The sequence below is a fragment of the Halalkalicoccus jeotgali B3 genome (assembly GCF_000196895.1).
GTDB lineage: Archaea > Halobacteriota > Halobacteria > Halobacteriales > Halalkalicoccaceae > Halalkalicoccus > Halalkalicoccus jeotgali.
Map to the genome: position 1 here is coordinate 1 of NC_014299.1, position 18,959 is coordinate 18,959.

Below are 18,959 nucleotides of genomic sequence, written 5' to 3' on the forward strand. Positions count from 1 at the left end.
TACCCGGGGATCCCACAATTCAGTCGGAATGATAGACGGCGGGGTGACCTTTTGTAGTCTCCATGTAGCTATACAACCAAAATAATCTATCTCTGATAAGATCCTCAGCGATATGTTTGCATCCCTACTGAGCGGCTGTTTCACCGTAGATAGTATTTGACCAATAGAATTTCCACAGAGGTATGTTTCCTAATTGGTGGTTTGTAGAAATCCAAACGCCGAATCTGTGCAACGAGGGGTAGCACAAAATATACAGTCGAATACGGTTTATAGAACGAGAAGCAGAGGGTACGGAGGTCATATCCCTTGTTATCGGACGAATTGAGTATTTCCCAATCCACTTTTGATTAGGCCAATAATCAATAGTGGAAACAAGAGGGTCGTCGCTGTCTCCGAAGCGCAACCGCTATACCTCAGAAAAATCGGCTGTACTCAGCTCTCATCAGAAGTTAGTATGAGGTCCATTTAATCTGAAGCGAGCTATAAAGATGGGAAGGTAAGCGTCGCTTAGGTAGTCTGGGAACTACTCTGCCGCTGTAGTTTCTGTGTCGACCCAGAACTCCCAACGTCCAATGCTATCTACAACGCCGTTGGCGATGTTAGCACTGATGTAGTCCCGTATCTCCGTCGTCGGCTTCCCTTTCACATTTGGATAATGTGAAGACGCATACGCCTTTACAATCTTCAAGAGACGATCTTTGTTGTCCGGAAGAACAACATAGTCGCCCTTGATATTGTATGCAGGGACGGAACTACTTTTTTCACCTTCGATCTGGCCACTTTTTGCCATTCGTTTGGCAACATGTCTCACGTGGCCGTTCGAGTAGCCGATCCCGGTCGCTATTTCGTGTACCGTTGATTTTCCATTCTGGTCCAGGAACCCCAGAATTTGCGGTTCAGCGGTTGGGTCTGTTGATTTTGAGCTCATTGATTATCACCTCCTTTAGTCGAGCTCAAGCCAAAGAGTTGATTTACACCTACTGTGTTGACCCAGTTGGAGACGATCCATCCGGGTGCGTCAACCCGTGGCTTGATGCGATTCAGCCTCGTTGCCCGCATTCCCTAGTAAAGTCCTGCGGGCGTACAGCGCTCGATTCTGGCACCCGGTTCGACGATTCTTGAGACCCCTGTATAAGAAGCCTCTCTCGCCACGCGTGCTCTATCAACTCATAAGGGATAATTGATTATATATGTTATGGCATAGATGGCATAGATAGCATACATACCATCACAATAATCGAGACATCGTAAACCATACGCGGAACTGGTTCCATTGACTGATAACGATGAATCTACAAGTTCCAGAGAGGATCCATATTGCTCCATTAGGGTATGACGATTTGCGAATATACCAATCAGCGCAGAAATTGAAGGCAGATCACGTTGTGTTAGTTCACCATGATGACCCAACTGATACCGGTCGAGAACACTATGAAAATACGAAAAAAGGTCTGGAAAAGATAGAGATTGATCCAGATATAAGAACCGGAAATATATTCGACATGTATGAAATGATGGGTATTTTTGGTAACATTGTCAACGAATTTGAAGAAGATGATGTTTTTATAAATTTATCCACAGGGAGTAAGATCACCTCTATTGCGGGGATGCTCACTACAATGGCAAATACAGGAATAACTCCTTTTTATACAAATGCGATATACGATGATGATGGGAAAGTAATTAATGTGACAGGTGTCACAGAACTCCCTGTTTACCCTATAGATCCGCCAGAACCCCAACATGTAAAGATACTTAAGTACCTCACAGAGAATGGAAAGTCAAAGAAACAAGAGCTTATTCGCTATGCAGAGGAAGAGGGGTTACCGTTTATAGGAGAATACAATATCAAAGAAGACCGGGCTAAGTATAGGCTTTTAGACACACATATTATGTCCTATTTACTTGATAACAGGTACGTTCATGTGAGGAGCGTTGGGAGAGAAAAGCAAGTCGAGATCACTAACCATGGTAAAGACACTGTTCGAGCATTTGAGTATCTCATAGAGTAGTAAGCAATTTCTACCTCCTGCCAAGCAGCAATCCTCCCAGACCGTCGCTACACGATCCTACACGATCATTATTCAGCACGCCGCCTTCGAGTAATCTGTGTTCAACAGAGTATACTCAGTTCAGAAACGTTTCCAGCATCCGAATCCACATCGTGGAATAATTATATGTATCTTGTATCTGTATACTGGATACAGATATGGTAAACGCTATACAACGGGCGACGACGTACGTCCCAAAAGGTGGCGTGGGGAAAACGACATCAACGGCGCACATCGCAGTATCGGCACACAACGACCACGGCCTCGATACACTCCTCATTGATCTCGCGGGGACCCAGAATGACCTCGCAACTCAGTTCGGGCTAGCCGACGATGTACGCGATCCTGACGCGCCTATTTCTGCAGTATTCAGCGAAAATTGGTCGTTCATCCGTGAGAACATCGACAACGTATTCGAGCGCATGGTTTTTGAAACGGATGAAGGACCAGACCTCATCCCCGCTGACAACGGTCTCGGAGCTGAGGATAACAACCTCGCAAACGTTCCACGGGAGAACCGCTATGACCGCCTCGAGAGGTTCATCACTGATGAAGTAGCACCACGGTATGATCTAGTATTACTCGACTTGCCCGGCAAGGAGGACAACATCACGATCAACGGTCTGTTTGCCGCTGAAAACGTAATCGCACCGCTAAAACCAGGCGAGTTCGAGCGGAAGCAGCTCGAAAATCTCCAGCGCGAGCTGGCGGCGATTCGAGACGACGGCGACCATGACGCACAACCGATGTTGCAGCTCGTCTTCGCGACGATGGTCGATTCAACGACGAACCTTGCAGACGAGTTTACGAACGTACTCGCCGAGGAATATCCTAAGATTTCTGGCCCGCCTATCTCAGAGTCAGCGAATATTGGAAACGAACAGGCGAACGGACGAACGCTGTTTGCCTTGTCCGACGACGAACTCTATGACACGGGACGGCGCGCACGCGAGGCGTACCGACAGCTCACGACCAGTCTACTTGAGCGATTGGAGGCCAGATAATATGAGCAACGACAAGGACAAAGCTGAAAAACTACTCCAAGAATCGAAAGGCCAGTCCCGACACAAGACCGAACCCGAGAGTGCAGGGACGCCAACGCTTGAGGACGCGGTGGCCGACGCCTACCGACGACTTGAAAACAACGAGTTGCCATCAAACATCACTCTTCGAGACGATAATCTCGCAGCACTGTTCGTCGGACTCGAGAAGTCTGACGAACTCTCTCCACTTGGGGAAGCGACTGCTGATGCACTCGGACGTGAGGCCACGATCGACACGCGGGCCGATGTCCTCCGGTTGTTACTCCGATATGCTATCTCGGAGATAGACGGCTCGATACTCGAACGTGGAAAAGCTGGGAGAACACAGTATCTGACAGAAGATGACGATTTTTAGATTCGAATATTGTATCCAGATACTAGATACAGATATCAGATACAAGAATCCAAGTAGTAGACTGACACCGCATTCGAGCCTGAAGTAGATCGGAAGAGAGTGAATTGGAGAGAAAAAGAGTCAAAATGACTTATTTCCTTGTGCAACATTTTATGGAATATCCGCCTGATGTTGCACAAGGTCAAATGGCCCCGATCCCATCGACGCTCCTACAGTACATCGTCGACGGGCTCCCAAAGCAGGACGACGAGATGGATCATCAATAAGTTAGAGCAACTCGTCGTCCTTCCGGAGCACGTTGCCGAGTGAGAGCTATTCGCCGGTGAACTCAATCATTCTGCTCAGACTCAGTATCGTTTGACATCGAGACCGTCGACATTCGCGAAATGGCTATCACGAGTGACAATCGTCCCGCTCGCCTCGCGAACGGTTCCAGCGATCAGGACGTCCCCGAGGTTGATTTTCTGACCAGACGTTTCGAGCTCACCGTCGACAAGCACGGCCTCGCGAGCAGCGGGCGGAGTGAGTGGAAGATGATCGGCCCAATCCAGTTGCTCAATCAGATCGGCGACGCCAGCCGCGCCACGGAGACGAGCGCCACCCCGGAGGACCTCAAACAAAGCGACCGAGGGGATTCGGTACGCTCGATCTGGATTCGATTCGAGGAGCGCTTTCGCGTCCTCTGATGCCTCGCGCTCTGTGTCGACATAGTCGATAAGGAAATTCGTATCAGGACAGTACACGCTCGTCCTCTCGCAGATCCTCGTCTAGCTGCTTGCGTGTCTCTTCGACAGCTGCCCCAAGGTCGGTTCCCGTCCATGACCCGTAGCCTTTCAGCAAGTCGCGGTCGAACTCGGTCGGTGGGAGCCACCACACTCGAGATCTGCCGCCGACCTTCTTCGAGACGACGTCGCCTCTCTCGGCAAGCTCGCGAAGCCTGTTGAGTGCGGTCGTTCGCGAACAGCCGAGCCGGTCGGCGATCTCGGGAGCGGTGAGCGGTTCGTTAGGATCATCCCGCGAGCGGAACTCCTCAAGGACGTCCTCGGGCGTTACCGTCGGTGATGGACCTGGCTTTGCCATATATATCTATGATATAAGGAACGCTATAACCCTTTCTACGTGAATTGAGATATAGCAGATATTGCTCTATTATGGGATATACGCCGTTATTATCTGTATCTACCTAAGTATGGATAGGGACAGCCAGTTTTCGGAGTGTATCAGAAACGCCCGCCTGGAACGATATGAGCTGGTCTGTCCTAGCACATAGACCATGTTGACGAAAACCACAAGCGGATAACAGCGTCGCCGTAACGCTCCAGAACTACACTGAAGCTGACCCCAATCGAACGCTCTCCGTCAGACAGGTATTGGTAAGTTGTCACTGGGCTTTAAGACGACCGCCTGTGAGATGATACGCAAAGCTACGGAAAACAACCGAAAGGGCGGCACCGCGCCGACCCCGACAAGGAACGGATTAGGACACCTGTTCTTTGTCGGGGTTGGTGCTTATAGTTTGCCCCTTGGTGAGCCGTGGCTTTGCTCAGCCAACCATGACCGCAACAGCCGACGCTACGGGCAGTAGCACCGTTGAAGCACTCGCTCAGACCGTTGAAGAGCTTCAAGAAACTGTGAACGAACAAGCCGAGCGCATTGAGCAGCAGGCAGAGAAGATCGAGAGATTAGAAACGGAAATTGAAGTCCAATCATCGAACGTCGGTGGGTGTCACTTGCGCGTCTCGGATTTGACCGAGCGGGTTGACGATCTCGAAGACAGCCACACGCAACCCGATCCAACGGGCACGACAGCGGGTGACGGTAGAGAAACCAGTGCCCAGAGTGATCAAACACCGCTGGAGCGAATTTGTGGACTCCCCGAACACATTGTCGATCGCGAACTCACAGCCAACCAGAAGCGCGCGCGATTCATCGCGAAGGACGTTCGTGACTACGCCGAGAAGGTTCCCGCTGGTCTCTTCATGGATAGTCAAACGATTACGAAAGTGATCGCCGCCGCAGAAAGCAAGAAGCCACACACGCAAACCGTTGCACGTGTCATGGACTTTCTTGATGAACTCGGGAAAGACGACATCAAGGTGAAGAAACGCCAAGGGAAGAAGTTCGTTGTCGTCGATCCGGAAGCGGCCAATAGATATCACAGCCGTTGTGATCGGGGGGACGGTGAAACCCCTGGCGAGAGAGTGATCGGAACAGTCTGACCGCTCACCGACGAGAATAGTCCGCGAGAGCGAACCACGTAAGCAAGGCCGTTCTAGTAACAACTACGAACAAACCTAGTTTAGTACAGTAGTAGTGTAGATAGTAGAAACGGTTTTGGCTGTTCTGGCATCGCGAGGATATCACACCACGGTGTGATTAGAGACAGACGGTTCGTCTATTGCTCTCCTTCTTGTTCTTCATCAATGCAGTCGTCTGTTAACCCACCTTCTCAATCTCGAAGAGAATCTATTAGACGCTACATGATGAACTCTCGATAATTCAGACATAGTCTAATGAAAGACTATATGCTCTGGTTGAAAGCATCTCAAACAGTACTAATGGTTCGCAAGCAAGTCGGACGGAATACCGGACACTCCGGTCGCGTCAATCTTTCCGGATCCGAACTTACCGACCTTGATCTCGACATTGGTGACACAATCGAGATCGATGTCGCTGATACCAAAGAGATCGCCCACGCACTGATCAACAGCAAAGAGTCCGATCAGTTCCTCATCGTCACTCCAGTTTGACCACCATGGAAACAGCACTCAGTTACCGAACGAATCGAGGCCTCTTCTCTAATTACTATCTCGACGAGCATCTCCCCGAAACCGAAGAATGGGACGAGATTAGCGAGGCCGAACTCCGCGAGGCATACGAGGAGATCAGCGAGCTCTGGAATCGCGAAAAAGAGCTGGCACCAGATCGCAATGAATCGCAGCTTGAACAGAAATTCATCCGGCCGATGTTCCAGAGGCTGGGTATTCCATTCGAAGTTGAAGAAACCGTTGAGCAGGGGCAACGCAGACCGGACTACGGCTTTTTTGAATCTGATAAGGCAGCAGAAAATGCGTTTAAACGCCGCAATGAAGGCGGTGATTTTTACGAGTATGCTATTGCAGTTGCGGATGCTAAACGCTGGGGACGGAAGCTTGACACCCGTGGGAAAAAGAAACGCGATTATGAGAACCCTAGTCACCAAATTGACCAATATCTGCGAAAGACATCTACTCGCTGGGGAGTTTTAACAAACGGGCAAAAGTGGAGACTCTATTACCGTCCAACGAGTCATAAACTCGATTCATATTACGAGATCGACCTTCCAACCATTCTAGAAAAGGGCGATCTTGAGGACTTCAAATACTTCTACCTGTTTTTCCACCACGAAGCGTTTCTTGAGGACGCGAGCGGCGATAGCTTCCTTGACGACGTCTTCCACGAATCCAACGTCTTTGCACAAGAATTGGGCGAGGATCTCCAAGACAACATCTACGACGCGATCAAGGTCCTCTCCGAAGGATTCCTGCAGTATCCAGAGAATGACCTCAACGAGGATGATCTCGACCTGATTCATGATAGTTCACTCATCTATCTCTATCGACTCATCTTCGTCCTCTACGCAGAGAGCGAGGGGCGTGATCTGCTCAATACAGATAACGAGTTCTACGAGCAGTTCTATAGTCTGAACTCACTCAAACAGGAAATCGCTGAGGAATTCGACAGCGGGAATTCGAAGTATCGAAACTGGCAAGACAACCTCTGGTCCCAATTGAAGGAGTTATTCGAACTCATTGATCAAGGAAGTAAGTCACATGATATTCCACCAGCGGACCTCTATATTCCGGCATATAACGGCGGTCTATTTCGAACACATCCAGATACAGGCGATAGCCGCGAAGCACGCTTTCTTGCCACATATAAAGTTGGTGATGCATACCTCGCTCGCGTGATCGAACTCCTCACTCGAAGTCAGGATAGCAATGGCGGGGGGAAGATTTTCGTTGACTACTCATCGCTTGATGTGCGCCACCTCGGAAGTATCTATGAAGGTCTGCTAGAGTATCAACTCAACGTAGCCGACGAGCCATTAGCACTCAGCGACGGTGAGTATGTGATTCCTGACGAAGGTGGTAATATCGTCGTGGAAGAGGGTGAGATCTACCTAACCACGGACTCCGGTGAGCGGAAGGCTACTGGCTCCTACTATACTCCGGAGTATGTCGTTGAGTACATCGTTGAGAACACTCTTGGTCCCCTTATTGACGACATCTATGAAGATCTCTTGGCCCGCGATCCCTTCGATAAGGAAGGAGGTGGTCAATTTGCTCAAGACTTCGCAGAACGTGTGTTTAATCTAAAAATATTAGATCCTGCAATGGGTAGTGGACATTTCCTCACAAACTCTGTGAACTATCTTGCTCGTCAGATCATTGAGGCCCAGCAACGTCAAGATGAGCAAATGGACGAGAAGACAACCGACGAACACCGGGACATCAATTGGGCACGCCGGAAGGTCGCCCAACGTTGCATCTACGGTGTGGACCTGAATCCGCTTGCAACGGAACTCGCAAAAGTATCATTGTGGCTGCGGACGCTCGCAGCCGAGCAACCGCTTGCGTTCCTCGACCATCACTTGAAGACCGGGAACTCGTTGGTCGGTAGCGACATTGAGAACGTACTCGCCAACAGCAACGACGAACCTATTGACGGGCAGTTAACGCTAGAGCAGTCATTTGCGCATACGCGACAGCAGGCCTTGGAGCATGTGATGGACCGGTTTCAGGATTTACTCTCGATTGACAATGAGACGCTTGAAGACGCCAAGAAGATGGAAGACGTCTACGACGAGGTCCGCGATGATCCCTTATACCAGCACCTCTTGGCGATGGTAAACGTTCACACGGCCAAGCAGTATGGGCTTGACGTTCCTTCTGATGCTGATAAACGGATGGCTGAGGCGCTGCGGAGCGACTCGTGGGACAACATCGAAGGCCAAGATTGGTTTAAAAGCGCGCAATCGATGGCGGCTGAGGAATCGTTCTTCCATTGGGAGCTAGAATTCCCTGTCGCGTTCTACAAGACAGATGGGACACGGATTGAAGGTAGTGGATTCGATGCGATAATCGGAAATCCTCCTTATGGAGATATACTTGATGAGACGGCAAAGAGATACTGCCGCAAACAAGGAATTGGATTTGAAAGCGAGCGTGCTGACGTATTCACTGCATTCGTTGCTCTGCCTGAACACATTCTCAGTATCGGAGGCGCATGGAGTTACATCATTCCAAATACTCCGCTAAAAGGGAAACAATATCAAGAGTTTCGGAGGTCAAATTCCCAAAGGTACACCATTCAGGAGATCGTGGACTTCGGGGATAGTTACGTCTTTGATGAGGAAGTGTTCACCATGATCGTATCAGCCCTCAATGAGGAACCGATGGACACGTATGCAGGATCTCTCGTAGAGGGAGACTCATCCAGTATATACGACCAACCACTATCCTTGTCAATAGAGCCTGCTACCGCTAACCCATGGCGTGTGATAGATAAAATTGAAGCAAAGATTACAGGATCAGAGACGACACTCGAACTTGAACCTGCGATATGTACCTGTCACGATGCGGGTATAGATTACAAAGTGAGTGGACAGGGTTGGCAGAACCGGGGTAAAGGAACCAGTATTTCGGATCTCATCATGTATGAAGGCGAAAAAGAATCCGAAATGGATCATAGATATGTTGGCGGTGGTGAAATAGAGCGATATCAGATATCGCCCGAGAATAAATGGCTACGTCATGATTACGAATCATTCGTAGAAGGTGATATCGTAATCCAAGTGTATCCTAATTATACGGAAGTTGATGAGAAGATACTCACTCGACAAACTGCAGACACACTTGTTGGAGCAATTGATACGAATGAACTCTATACGGCAAAATCTGTTCACACAACGCTTCTGAACCACGACAAATACAACCTCTGGTTTGTTCTGTCGTTAATGAACAGTAGTGTTCTCCGCTACGTCTACCGCTCACGATCAGGTGAAGAGGGACGCACCTTTGCACAGGTTCGGATTCATGAACTTCGCGACCTGCCAATTAGACGAATCGATTTCGAATTAGCTCCAGACGATCGACAGAACCAACTCTCTGAACTATATGAAAAATTCGATTCAAATATTTCTAAGGAAAATACTCTCCAGATACGAACTCAACGGATCAATCAAGTTGTACTACATGACTTCTTGAGTCTTCTCGCACGAAAGCGATCGACATATACAGACCGTCGCTACGGATACAATCTCAATCTTCTCGACTACCTCGGTAACTATGCCGACGGCCCAGCGCTTCCCGACATCGGCCTCTTCCAACCCACCGGCGAGAACGTCCTCGACGCCACTACCGAGGATTATGAGAAGTTCCAAATGTTCCAGATCGACGAGAAGCTCCAGGTCGAACGCGCCCGCGTGAAACGCGACGGGTCGACCGTCACCATCGAGGCGACAGCGCGCTACAAGCCCGTGGATGAAGACACGTTCGAGACAGGATCCTATGGCTACACAGAGACAGACTTCCTTGAGGCATTCACGCTTACAGACCTGAGTGATAAGGAGGCGGCGCTCATTGAGGCGTTCGTTCCTATTGCTGTCGACGAGGAGATTGGAGGGTTCCGGGACAACGCGACGAAGAACAATTCCCTCGTGGACCGGTTGAAGGCGATGATCCTACCGGATCCGGACGCAGTCGCAGACGACCTTGACCGCTACGTAGAGACAAAAAAACGCGCCGACGAACTCGACGCAAAGATCGAGAAGACCGACAGGCTCATCGACGAGATCGTCTACGACCTCTACGACCTGACCGACGAGGAGATTGAAATTGTCGAGTCCGCAGTCGCTGATGACTGATTACGCAGTCGGCGACCACGTCAAGTTCGCCGGCGGACAGGGCGAAATCACGAAAATCGAGGACCGCCCGAATGGAGGTCAACTCCTCCATGTCTATACCACAGAGGGACAGCTCCGAAAACTCCCGGGTGGCTTACCCCATATCGAACGAATCGACTCCATCGTTGACCGACTCGCAGCCAAGCAGGTTGACGACCCGCTCCACCACGATCTCCGAGAGCATGCGACTCGTCTCGACCTTGCCTATCGATACGACCGCTTCCTCTCCCTGACAAACAACCGTATCGAGATCGAGCCCTATCAGGTCCAAGCCGCCTACGAGATCCTGAACTCCTACGACCACCGCTATCTCGTCGGCGACGAGGTCGGCCTCGGAAAGACTATCGAGGCCGGGATCGTTATCGAGGAGCTCATCGCCCGAGGACGTGCTGAACGGGTACTTATCGTTGCCCCCGCACCGCTGGCCGTCCAGTGGCAAGAGGAACTCCGCGAGAAGTTCGACCGGAATTTCGTCCTTTATGATCGTAACACCGTTCAGGCGTATCGTCAGTCACATCCGAACCAGAACGTCTGGCAACAGGAAGACCGTATCATCACGTCGATCGACTTCGCCAAACAGGACGACGTACTTGAGGCTCTACGAAATCTCGAAGAGGAGTGGGACATCGCTGTGTTCGATGAGGCGCACCATCTGACGGCTCGCCGGTCGAGCGACGACTCAACTGAGCGCACACAACGCTATATGGTCGGCGAGGCCGTCGCGAACAATTCCGATGCACTCCTGTTGCTTACCGGGACGCCACACAAAGGAAAATCCGACCAGTTCTATCACCTTGTTAGCCTCCTCGATCCGTATCGGTTCAGCCACGAATCCCAGATCACCCCCGAAGGCTTGGAGGACCTGATGATTCGCCGACTCAAAGACGATATGTACGAGACCGATGGGACTCGGATGTTCCCTGAGAAGAACATCGAAGCACTTCCTGTCGAAATGACTCCCGAGGAGCGTGAGCTCTACAACAACGTTACAGAGTACATCCGCGAGTACTACAACCTCGCACAAAACGAGGAGAACCAGGCCGCCGGCTTCACGATGGTCATCTATCAGAAACGGCTCGTCTCGAGCATTCACGCTATCCGGAAATCACTCGAAAATCGGATGCGTGCGATTCAAAACGACGCTGTCGCCGAGGATCTGCCGGACGACGTACAGGAACTCATCCCGCGCTACAGTACGGAGCCCGAGACGCTCACCGACGCCGAACGTGCTCGCGTTGAGGAGGCCCTTGAACACGTTACGATCACGCTCAATCGATCACAGATAGATGCGGAACTCGGACGCGTCAAGCAGCTCTGGCGGCAGGCAAAGGCGATCGAGACCGATTCCAAGGCGGAACTTCTCCGGGAATTTGTCGAGCGTATCCTCGCCGAGGACCCCGACGAGAAGATCCTGATCTTCACTGAGTACACGGATACGCTCAAATATCTGCGTGATACCGTCTTCCCAGAGCACGATATCGCGCAGGTGTACGGCGATCTCGAACAAGAGCGTCGGCGTCGAGAGATGGAGAAGTTCGAGAACGAAGCGAACCTAATGTTAGCAACCGACGCCGCACAGGAGGGTCTCAACCTCCAGTTCGCCCACATCATGGTGAACTACGACCTACCATGGAATCCGATTCGGATCGATCAGCGAATGGGTCGACTCCATCGCTATGGGCAGGATCGGACCGTTGAGATACGCAACCTCTTCTTCGATAACACGCGAGAAAGCGATATTCTCGAACTCCTCCTCGAGAAGACCGATCAGATTGAGGCCGATCTCGGGATGCGATCGGACGTGCTTGGCCGGATTCTCGAGAATGTCGACCTCGACGAGACGATCATGGCCGCTATCGCCGAAGGCCGACCGACTGAAGAGGTAGTTGCCGACATCGAAGCAACGATCGAAGAGCGAAAGGAAGCGCTCGAAACGGTCGAAAACGACTTTCTCATCCGCGATCGGTTCGATCTCTCTGATGAAGATCGAGAAATCTTAGAAATCATCGAGCGAAGTCGCCACGGCGAGGTAGGTGAAGCTGATATTGAAGCGCTCGTCCGGGAATTCTTCGACGAGTTCGGTGGGACGATCAAAGGAGTACGTCCAGGACCTGCTCGATCGAGTGGTGATATCTTCCGACTTGAGGTCCCAAACGTCCTCACCGGAGACCAAATCAAGAGCCACTACGACACGGCAACGTTCACGAAAGACGTCGCGATGGAAGAAGACGAGGTCGACTTCATCGCACTCGATCATCCGCTAGTCCAGTCACTCATCGACTACTGTCTCGATTCGAACCGTGTCCAGGGCCAAATCGCCGTGAAAGTAGCGTCGAACCCCGAGGTGACATCGGGGATTCTGTTCAACTATCGGCTTGGATACGTTTCGGGTACAGGTGATGCGATCACTGAAAAGTTCGTTAGGCTGTATGCGACGCGTGAAGGGACGATCACAGCAGAGATACCAGAATTCGTAGAAACGCTGTCGCCGAACGATAGCGTCGTTAATTCGTGCACAACCCTTGATCAACTTGCATCGAAAGCATCTCAACTCCACGATGTAGCCGAAGCGAGAGCGTGGGACGAGGTCGAATCGTTTGCGGATGAAGCTCGAACCGAGCGGGAACGAGAGATCGGTATCAAACGCGAGCACGCCGAGCGTTACTTTACTGATCAGATTGAGGAGTGGGAAGAGCGCCTTGAGACATATCAGCAGCGTGCTGAGCAGGGAACCGATATGAGTGCGCCGATCGGGAACGCCCAGCGTGAACTCGAACAGCTCCGACGACAACGAGACAAGGAATTGAGCCAGCTCGAAGAGGAGCAGCACGTCACACCAGAAGAGCCAGAGTTAGTCACCGCTGCGTTTGTAATTTCTCCAGAAATGAGATGGTAAGGAGGAGACGACCCTAGGCCAGACGTAGGCCCGAATCAAAATATCGCGACAAGAAGCCTATTAGTCAGTCACTCCGCTTTGCCTCGTTGTTACACTCCCGACAGTCCGAGTTAGTTAACGCCATTAAAGAGGAGTGTTTGTTCATTGTGTTTCTCTTCCTCTTTCCCTTCTAAATGGGGAGAAATATTAAGTATAACGAGCGTATGTGTCCACGTGGAACGATGACACCGACGATCAACCTGGATGAGGAATTGCACAGAGAGCTCGCTAGTTATGGGAATAGAGATGAATCGTACAACACTATCCTAGCACGCATTCTCAATCATGTTGACGAAGAAGAAGCGCAAAGAGACAGAATGAATCGAAATACTACGTTTGAAACCGACGAGGAAGAGGAGAGTTCGAGTAACCCTGCTGTTGAACAATTAGACGACGGGACGGAAGTCCGATTCAAGATTGAGCGCGGAGAGTACGCAGGAGAAGAAAGAACGGGGATCGTAAGAGGAGGGCGGATTGAATATAATGGGAGTACGTGGAGCCCTACAGGCATGGCCCGCGAAGCGGATCACGATATTCGCGGTTCTGACGCTCGTAATAGTGGGTCGTATAGCGGCCCACGAGAGGTTAAGTATCAGGACGCGAACGGACAATGGGTGCCCATCCAAACAGCGTTGGAGTAACTTCAACGTCAGCGCTTGACGATTCGGCGAATCGTCGAGTAGAGAACGCTGGTCTGGTTCTCGATCGTCCGATACGAGTGGCCCGCGTCGCGTAGGTCGATCCCCTCTAAAACTGTTGAGAACTCCTCGCCGGGGACTCAGTATTGACCAGTGCTGTATCGCTCCTTTATAATCAAGAACGAGTATAGAGTTAGGACTCAACCTCTACTGGATACCAAAGTTGGGTAGCATTGTCCACGTAGCCGAGTTCTTTGAGGTCCCACATCTTTGATCGAATGTCGACCCGCTCGTCGTTCCACCCATCAGGTTGCTGAAAATTATCGTACGGGGTTTCATTGTCTTCCGCTAGCGTCTCATGATAGACTCGAAGAGCGTGACGAGGATTCGCTTTTACCGCCTCGTACACCATTCTGTGTTCCTCTGAGGGCATTGGGGGACGCCCCTCGTCTCCGTGATCTTCCTCACGTTGTTCCTCATGGTCTAGCTCGGATATGGTTCGCATGAACGCTTCACGGTCTGATTCTACCTCCAGATCGTACGTTACTGTTACTTCCATTATCGTCTATTACCTACTGTAGTCTATTGTAGAGTCTATAGACATTAATACTTTCCTAGTATCTACTGTAGCTTCCTATGTGATCTAGAAGCTGCTTCTGTAGACGCTGTGGTGGGAAATAATAGTTGTAGCTTGGCAATTGTCGGCTGTATCTGCTTCTCATCGATAAAATATCCCCCGACGCTTTGCTGCGTTGCTCAAGAACGATACTCGCTACTCTATCGAAGGATGATCTTCATCGGAGCGCGCACCCCTCGGCGTGGAACTCCGAGCGCTCTACGTCTCCACGGCGGAGCGACTCCCGGCCACAGTCCTCGCACCTGTAGTACGTTGCGCCACCCTGTTCCGGCGGCTCGAGGTGCGGGCCGGTGATTCGAGCCTCCTCACCAGCGTCGTCTTGTGTGGCGCTCTCGATCGCAACACCGCCGTCGGTCACGACCACGGCATCGTCGGCCGGTCGGTGCTCAACCGTCGAATCACCCAGCCCACGATACTGCTCGCGAGCGGCGATCATCAGCTCGACGTCCGTCTCCTCGTCGAGCTCGGGCACGTCGCGCTGGCCGAGTGCCATTTCGACGCGGCGCTGGTGCTTGCACGCGCCGTCCTGATACGTGTCGCTGGGACAGTCGCACGTCTCGGTGATTAGGCACACGCGGTACACTGAGCCGCTCTCGCTGTAGACGTCATACTCGCCGGGCTCGCCGGCGTGGCGGTCGATGCTCATGCTCTCGGTGGCGGCGCGGATCGTTCGCTTGTCGATACCTTCTTTCGTTGGCGTCGTGTTCGTGTTCATGGGTTTCCTGATCCAGAGAAACCCGGCCTCGGTGCTGATGACACCGGGGCGACTTTTCGCCCGATAGCACCGGGTTTCTCTATCTATACTTACTATCTATAAACCCATAAACCTATGCATTAATGTTTGAGTGCTTGTATGTATACATAGATTTATGTAGATGAGAATAGTATAGAAGTATATGGCACAGAGCCAAACGGCCAGTATGGCCCGGACCAGTATCAGCGTCTCCGAAAAGCTCGCCGACGAACTCTATGACCGCAAGAAGCGTGGCGAGAGCTACGAAGACGTAATTTGGCGACTCATCGAGGAGAGCGAAGAATGACCCCCGAGACCGACGGCCAGAACGGGCACGTTGTGCGTTCCATCCACGATGTTGTGAATGTAGATGTTCACAGGCTCGACGAGATGACCGGGGAGATGGAGCTTGGTGAGGATGCGTTACCGCGACGTCTCCGTACTGGACAATGGCTGGGTTCGGTGTGCTGGCGACGTAGACGATCCGGCAGATGGTGGGGCCGCCGTTGATTACTACCCCCAGATTGGGTTGGAGCCGTGTACGCTGTAGAACCGGAAAACGAAGGGTGAGCTACTCGGACGCCCCGAGTATCGCCTCAGCATATTCTTCGCGAGAGATAAACCCCGCCGAGCGGAGTTGGTCTAACTCATCGTCCGAGAGCGTCATTAGGTCCTGCTCGGCGAGCTCCTCCAGGGGATCGCCACGGTCGACAACGACCGAGAGATCCGTCCAACTCTCGCCGAGCATCTCGAGTGCGTTCATGATCCCGGCGCGGACCATCAACTCAGCACGTCGTTCGGGGCGGCCTTGCTGGCTTTTGGCACCCGTTTCGAGGTATGGTAACTGCGATTCGATCACGAACGCGAGAGTCACAAGATCGGAGAGACTGAGCGACTGCGTGTCCTCTTGGGCTGCAAATGAAGAGTCGTATTCGACGGCCTCTTTCAAGTCCTCGATCGGCAGCTCCTCAAGGATCAACGAAATGTCGGGGAGCCCGACATGCAACCGTTTGAGGATGTTACGCTTGTGGTACGACCTGAGCTGTTTCGTGAACTCCTCTTCGCGTTCGGCCTCAGACATACGTAGGAACTCGCGTTGAGTATCTGTCAAGAGCGAGTTCTGATCCGCGGATACGTCCATCGTAAAAGAAAATACTTGACCCACATACAAAACATTAATGGTGGTGGCTGTATAACAATATCATGTATAGTGGAGATTACTACAATCGCAGTCTCGCCCGAAAACGCCGACGGGCTCCGAGCGGTTCGCGACGAGCGCAACCTCCGATCAATGGACGCCGCGCTTGAACAGCTGCTCGAGAAGGCATACGGTGAGACCCCGACCGCGGAGAGTACCAACTGATGGCTCTCGCGGAAAAGGAACTGTGGCACGCACGAACGCGCTTTCCCTGGCAGGACCGCGTTCGTACGTCGAAGTTCGGCCCCGGAGCGAGGGCGATGAGTATTGAATGTGCTCCTACACTCTCCATGGTGATGAAGAGTAAAAGGTTTTCCTGTACTCATTTCCCGGGTCGTCAGATCGCCCTCTATCTGTATGAGTACACACGACACGACCCCAACAACGACTGAACTCAGTAACGCCAGCGACAACGACACCGACGGCAACGAGGCCGCCGAGACCGTTACGAAACGGCGCGTCGGCAAACTGCTCGGCGAGCAGCGCCGGCGGCTCTCGGACGATGTTATCCGCGATTACGATAAGATCAATTCCGACGGCCACAAGGTCAAGACGGTAAAGAAGCGCGACGCCGATGGGAAAAAATACGAGGCTGAGATCAACCTCTCACAGTTGTACAACCCGACACCGAGCACGACCTCGGACATCGACATTCTCGTGATTGAGGCGCGGATCAACGACGAAGCCGACGAGGGTGAGGTGCCGATCGAGAACCCGCACATCCCCGTGCATGACGGTGTCCTCGAGCGGGCCGAGAAGCGGCTCGACGACGAGGGCCTTACCCCGGCCTGGGGGGTGGTCACCGAATGATCTCCGCTCCCGAAGACTACACCGAGCGCCGCGAGTGCGTGCTCGCACGAATCGGCCACCCGCTGGCCGACGGGGACGGGGTGATCGCCCGATGAACGAGACTAGCGACGAGGAAATGAATATCCCCGACACAGAGGAGCGAATGGTCCAAGTCGCCGTCGAAGTCCCCGAGTCCGTTCGCGACGGGGCAAAGGCCAAACTCCCTTATGGGGGAATGAGTCAAGTAATTCGAGAGGAATTGAACCGTGTGGCCTTCGGCGAAGAAATGGGACAGCGTTCGCGGCTTGAATCCCGGCTCGAGGACGTTCGGGAAGAACGGGATAAGCTACAGCGAGAACGCCGGGAGTTGAACGCGAAGCTAGAGAATCTCGAGGACCAAGCCAAAGACATCGAGCGGAAGTTAGACGACCTCACGACCCAAGAGGACCGGTATGAGGCCAAACTCGAGAGTCTCGAATACAACATCCGTATCGAAGGGAGGAATCTCTTCGCCGACCACGGCCAAGTTGAGAGTATCGCAGCAGAAGCCGGGAAAAGCCCCGAAGGCGTTATTAAGGACTTGAAACACCGCAACCCAGACGTCCCCGACGAAGCCTTTCTTAGTGGCTTGGACGGTGGCGGTGGATTCTCGCCACCGGACAAAAACCCCAAGAGCTCACTGAAGAGTGCTAAGAACATCGGCTACGGCAAGGACGGCGAGATGCGACCACTCGAGGAGAGGGAAGAGAAGTACCGTCCACGAGACCCCGACGCGGACAACTAACACGACCGGGCGGTTCGTCCTTTTACTATTTGATTGACACGGATGGGAGAGAGGTCAGCACGACTTCTTCTACTTCTAGATCTAGATTTGAGATCTAGATCTAGATCTACTCTACTACTACTACTACTACTACTAGACTACAACAACAACAACAACGCAACAGCAACGCACCGCGTGGGTTGTTGGGGCCGCTCCCGCGTGGTTTCACCGGTTCTGTCGTGGTTGGGTGGTTCTTTCCCGCCCCCGTCCTGTCGTGGTTCATTCGGTTCTGTCGACACGTCTTGTTTCTGTGGCGGGCCGTTTTCATATTCATATTCTTCAATTCGTGTTTTTCATTCCAAATTCGCCCACCGAATCGCAAGGCTGCGGTCGAACGGCGATGTGAGTAGTCCCGCATCGAGGGTCAGGACGAGCGGACACCGCGAAATAGAGCCCACCGACGGGTGGGTTTGCATGGGTTTGTTTTGTTCCACCGCCATCGTCCTTTGGCATGATGAGGGTCGAGCGCACGCGCGCCTGAACTGACAGCGCGAAGGGGGAGAATGAGGGACGGCGTCGGGGTGGCGCTGTCAGTAACGGGTCAGTCGTCCGCTTCGTGTCTCGATTCCAAGAGTCGATTTCTTTGGTGGCTCATCCCTTCGGCAGGCGGTCCTCTCGTACTTGCGGTTGGTGTAAGCGTCCGCCGGCCGGGAGGATGGTCGCAGCCGCCGACTGAGCGCAGCGAAGGAGGCGGTGAGGACAGGCGCGCAGCGCAGCGAGCACCGCCTCGTTCCGGACAGGCCGGCGGTTCCGATAACGGTGGTTTCACCACGTCTCAGAACCGACTGTTTGTAGTGCCTGATTGCGGTGG

General features: G+C 52.3%; 18 protein-coding genes. 12 read left to right on the forward strand and 6 right to left on the reverse strand.

Features of this window, described 5'->3' with window-relative positions; genetic code table 11:
* Positions 1-523: 523 nt before the first annotated feature.
* Entirely contained in the window at positions 524-928 is a 405-nt protein-coding gene (locus HACJB3_RS16415; protein ID WP_008413619.1) for a winged helix-turn-helix domain-containing protein, read from the reverse strand.
* A 358-nt stretch (positions 929-1,286) separates the two neighbouring features.
* Here HACJB3_RS16415 and HACJB3_RS16420 point away from each other — a divergent pair, with 358 nt between their 5' ends.
* The 3 genes from HACJB3_RS16420 to HACJB3_RS16430 all read left to right on the forward strand — a co-directional run bounded on the left by HACJB3_RS16420 (position 1,287) and on the right by HACJB3_RS16430 (position 3,449).
* On the forward strand, positions 1,287-2,012 hold the full coding sequence (locus HACJB3_RS16420) for an HFX_2341 family transcriptional regulator domain-containing protein (protein ID WP_148258271.1): 726 nt from the start codon (positions 1,287-1,289) through the stop codon (positions 2,010-2,012).
* A gap of 197 nt (positions 2,013-2,209) precedes the next feature.
* Entirely contained in the window at positions 2,210-3,055 is an 846-nt protein-coding gene (locus tag HACJB3_RS16425; protein WP_008413617.1) for a ParA family protein, read from the forward strand.
* A 1-nt stretch (position 3,056) separates the two neighbouring features.
* A complete protein-coding gene (locus tag HACJB3_RS16430) occupies positions 3,057-3,449 on the forward strand; it encodes a hypothetical protein (RefSeq protein WP_008413616.1) in 393 nt (130 codons plus the stop codon).
* A gap of 347 nt (positions 3,450-3,796) precedes the next feature.
* On the opposite strand, the gene HACJB3_RS19155 is transcribed toward HACJB3_RS16430, so the two are convergent.
* Together HACJB3_RS19155 and HACJB3_RS16440 are read right to left on the reverse strand one after the other, a co-directional pair.
* Positions 3,797-4,192, reverse strand: coding sequence for a PIN domain-containing protein (locus HACJB3_RS19155; RefSeq protein ID WP_008413614.1), 396 nt, complete (start codon positions 4,190-4,192; stop codon positions 3,797-3,799).
* Positions 4,179-4,529, reverse strand: coding sequence for a helix-turn-helix domain-containing protein (locus HACJB3_RS16440; RefSeq protein ID WP_008413613.1), 351 nt, complete (start codon positions 4,527-4,529; stop codon positions 4,179-4,181). The genes HACJB3_RS19155 and HACJB3_RS16440 overlap by 14 nt, the downstream gene beginning before the upstream one ends.
* 473 nt (positions 4,530-5,002) lie before the next feature.
* Between HACJB3_RS16440 and HACJB3_RS16445 the strand changes: the two genes are divergently transcribed.
* The 5 genes from HACJB3_RS16445 to HACJB3_RS16465 all read left to right on the forward strand — a co-directional run bounded on the left by HACJB3_RS16445 (position 5,003) and on the right by HACJB3_RS16465 (position 13,971).
* Complete coding sequence (locus tag HACJB3_RS16445; protein ID WP_008413612.1) at positions 5,003-5,668, forward strand: hypothetical protein; 666 nt, start codon at positions 5,003-5,005, stop codon at positions 5,666-5,668.
* Positions 5,669-5,962: 294 nt separating this feature from the next.
* Positions 5,963-6,199 carry a hypothetical protein gene (locus HACJB3_RS16450; protein WP_008413610.1) on the forward strand — a complete coding sequence of 79 codons (237 nt, stop codon included), beginning with the start codon at positions 5,963-5,965 and terminating at the stop codon, positions 6,197-6,199.
* A 5-nt stretch (positions 6,200-6,204) separates the two neighbouring features.
* A complete protein-coding gene (locus tag HACJB3_RS16455) occupies positions 6,205-10,356 on the forward strand; it encodes an Eco57I restriction-modification methylase domain-containing protein (RefSeq protein ID WP_008413608.1) in 4,152 nt (1,383 codons plus the stop codon).
* Positions 10,349-13,291, forward strand: a complete 2,943-nt coding sequence (locus tag HACJB3_RS16460) for a helicase-related protein (protein ID WP_013199614.1) — start codon at positions 10,349-10,351, stop codon at positions 13,289-13,291. The genes HACJB3_RS16455 and HACJB3_RS16460 overlap by 8 nt, the downstream gene beginning before the upstream one ends.
* Before the next feature lie 221 nt (positions 13,292-13,512).
* Positions 13,513-13,971, forward strand: a complete 459-nt coding sequence (locus tag HACJB3_RS16465) for a DUF7557 family protein (RefSeq protein WP_008413605.1) — start codon at positions 13,513-13,515, stop codon at positions 13,969-13,971.
* Positions 13,972-14,161: 190 nt separating this feature from the next.
* Here the strand turns inward: HACJB3_RS16465 and HACJB3_RS16470 are convergent, their stop codons facing one another.
* The gene (locus HACJB3_RS16470) at positions 14,162-14,527 is read right to left on the reverse strand and encodes a hypothetical protein (protein ID WP_008413603.1); all 366 of its coding nucleotides are present in this window, start codon (positions 14,525-14,527) and stop codon (positions 14,162-14,164) included.
* Between the two features lie 235 nt (positions 14,528-14,762).
* Positions 14,763-15,320: a hypothetical protein gene (locus HACJB3_RS16475; protein WP_013199615.1), complete on the reverse strand. Its 558-nt coding sequence runs from the start codon at positions 15,318-15,320 to the stop codon at positions 14,763-14,765.
* Positions 15,321-15,501: 181 nt separating this feature from the next.
* Between HACJB3_RS16475 and HACJB3_RS20370 the strand changes: the two genes are divergently transcribed.
* Positions 15,502-15,645 carry a hypothetical protein gene (locus HACJB3_RS20370; protein ID WP_169312211.1) on the forward strand — a complete coding sequence of 48 codons (144 nt, stop codon included), beginning with the start codon at positions 15,502-15,504 and terminating at the stop codon, positions 15,643-15,645.
* 264 nt (positions 15,646-15,909) lie between these two features.
* Here HACJB3_RS20370 and HACJB3_RS16480 read toward each other — a convergent pair whose 3' ends face one another.
* Positions 15,910-16,419, reverse strand: a complete 510-nt coding sequence (locus HACJB3_RS16480) for a hypothetical protein (protein ID WP_238532943.1) — start codon at positions 16,417-16,419, stop codon at positions 15,910-15,912.
* A 129-nt stretch (positions 16,420-16,548) separates the two neighbouring features.
* On the opposite strand from HACJB3_RS16480, the gene HACJB3_RS20375 reads away from it, so the two are divergent.
* The 3 genes from HACJB3_RS20375 to HACJB3_RS16490 all read left to right on the forward strand — a co-directional run bounded on the left by HACJB3_RS20375 (position 16,549) and on the right by HACJB3_RS16490 (position 18,109).
* Positions 16,549-16,701 carry a hypothetical protein gene (locus tag HACJB3_RS20375; RefSeq protein WP_008413596.1) on the forward strand — a complete coding sequence of 51 codons (153 nt, stop codon included), beginning with the start codon at positions 16,549-16,551 and terminating at the stop codon, positions 16,699-16,701.
* A 192-nt stretch (positions 16,702-16,893) separates the two neighbouring features.
* A complete protein-coding gene (locus HACJB3_RS16485; protein ID WP_008413594.1) occupies positions 16,894-17,346 on the forward strand; it encodes a hypothetical protein in 453 nt (150 codons plus the stop codon).
* A 91-nt stretch (positions 17,347-17,437) separates the two neighbouring features.
* Positions 17,438-18,109, forward strand: coding sequence for a hypothetical protein (locus tag HACJB3_RS16490; protein WP_013199618.1), 672 nt, complete (start codon positions 17,438-17,440; stop codon positions 18,107-18,109).
* The last annotated feature ends 850 nt before the right edge of the window (positions 18,110-18,959 follow it).

Bases quoted from the DNA above. Each gene is read 5' to 3' on its own strand.
- HACJB3_RS16415 (WP_008413619.1), bottom strand. From the start codon at position 928: ATGAGCTCAAAATCAACAGACCCAACCGCTGAACCGCAAATTCTGGGG.
- HACJB3_RS16420 (WP_148258271.1), top strand. From the start codon at position 1,287: ATGAATCTACAAGTTCCAGAGAGGATCCATATTGCTCCATTAGGGTAT.
- HACJB3_RS16425 (WP_008413617.1), top strand. From the start codon at position 2,210: ATGGTAAACGCTATACAACGGGCGACGACGTACGTCCCAAAAGGTGGC.
- HACJB3_RS16430 (WP_008413616.1), top strand. From the start codon at position 3,057: ATGAGCAACGACAAGGACAAAGCTGAAAAACTACTCCAAGAATCGAAA.
- HACJB3_RS16440 (WP_008413613.1), bottom strand. From the start codon at position 4,529: ATGGCAAAGCCAGGTCCATCACCGACGGTAACGCCCGAGGACGTCCTT.
- HACJB3_RS16445 (WP_008413612.1), top strand. From the start codon at position 5,003: ATGACCGCAACAGCCGACGCTACGGGCAGTAGCACCGTTGAAGCACTC.
- HACJB3_RS16450 (WP_008413610.1), top strand. From the start codon at position 5,963: ATGAAAGACTATATGCTCTGGTTGAAAGCATCTCAAACAGTACTAATG.
- HACJB3_RS16455 (WP_008413608.1), top strand. From the start codon at position 6,205: ATGGAAACAGCACTCAGTTACCGAACGAATCGAGGCCTCTTCTCTAAT.
- HACJB3_RS16460 (WP_013199614.1), top strand. From the start codon at position 10,349: ATGACTGATTACGCAGTCGGCGACCACGTCAAGTTCGCCGGCGGACAG.
- HACJB3_RS16465 (WP_008413605.1), top strand. From the start codon at position 13,513: ATGACACCGACGATCAACCTGGATGAGGAATTGCACAGAGAGCTCGCT.
- HACJB3_RS16470 (WP_008413603.1), bottom strand. From the start codon at position 14,527: ATGGAAGTAACAGTAACGTACGATCTGGAGGTAGAATCAGACCGTGAA.
- HACJB3_RS16475 (WP_013199615.1), bottom strand. From the start codon at position 15,320: ATGAACACGAACACGACGCCAACGAAAGAAGGTATCGACAAGCGAACG.
- HACJB3_RS20370 (WP_169312211.1), top strand. From the start codon at position 15,502: ATGGCACAGAGCCAAACGGCCAGTATGGCCCGGACCAGTATCAGCGTC.
- HACJB3_RS16480 (WP_238532943.1), bottom strand. From the start codon at position 16,419: ATGTCTGAGGCCGAACGCGAAGAGGAGTTCACGAAACAGCTCAGGTCG.
- HACJB3_RS16485 (WP_008413594.1), top strand. From the start codon at position 16,894: ATGAGTACACACGACACGACCCCAACAACGACTGAACTCAGTAACGCC.
- HACJB3_RS16490 (WP_013199618.1), top strand. From the start codon at position 17,438: ATGAACGAGACTAGCGACGAGGAAATGAATATCCCCGACACAGAGGAG.